The organism is Oleiphilus sp. HI0086 (genome assembly GCF_001635225.1).
Genome location: NZ_LWFZ01001122.1, coordinates 1 through 971, shown reverse-complemented (window position 1 = coordinate 971; position 971 = coordinate 1). Strand labels below are relative to the sequence as shown.

The 971-nt window shown below is 45.2% G+C and carries 1 protein-coding gene; it reads right to left on the bottom strand.

Annotation, left to right across the window (positions count from 1 at the left end):
- A partial coding sequence (locus tag A3756_RS19865) for an iron-containing alcohol dehydrogenase (protein ID WP_068554414.1) occupies window positions 1-901 on the bottom strand: 901 nt, incomplete at its 3' end.
- Window positions 902-971 lie beyond the last annotated feature (70 nt).

Sequence of the window (971 nt, the reverse complement as noted above, 5' to 3'; positions counted from 1 at the left end):
CACTATAATTCTCTTCGAGGACATAAGGCATCAAAATAGCATTTAGAAGACCATGATGCGCACCATATGTTGCACCTATAGAATGTGCGATAGCATGCATCGCTCCCAAACCTTTCTGGAACGCTGCAGCCCCCATACTTGAAGCAACCAGCATATGCATCCGCGCTTCTAGGTTATCGCCATTTTCGTATGCAAGCTGGAGATTTTCTTTAATCAGGCGCATACCTTCAAGCGCAATACCCTCAGCCATCGGGTGGTAAGAAGGTGAGCAAAAAGCTTCAAGGCAATGTGATAAGGCATCCAAGCCCGTTGCAGCGGTAATTTTAGCTGGCAAACCTGTCGTTACGTTGGGGTCCAATATCACTAGCACTGGTAGCATCTTTGGGTGGAATATAATCTTCTTTAGGTGTTTTTCTGAATCAGTAATGACAGAAGCACGACCAACCTCTGAACCTGTTCCAGCTGTTGTAGGAATTGCAATAACAGGTGCAACACCCTCCTCCTTTACCTTGCACCAGTTATCGCCAACATCCTCAAACTCCCAAATAGGTAGCTCTTGCCCAACCATTAAAGCAATTGCTTTTGCTGCATCAAGTGCTGAGCCACCACCAAAAGCGATTACTGAGTCATGCTTTGAGCGTTTAAACTGCTCAACACCGCGGCACACATCTTCTTGATTCGGGTTGGCTGATACCTGATCATAAACATCAAACTTAATGTTTGCGCGCTCAAGTGTCTGCTTGAGTTCATCACAAATAGGTAAGCTCGAAAGACCGGGATCCGTCACGATTAAAGGATGTTCAAATCCCTTTTCCTGGCACTGAGTAGCGAGCTCAGCCAAACGACCGGCGCCCGAAATAATCTGATTCGGGTAGTTCCAGTTCCCCTCCAATATATGCATAGTCAATTACTCTCAAATAGATTTTATATGGTAAGACTTTAGTTGGATGTAATTATCAAAGCCGTGCACA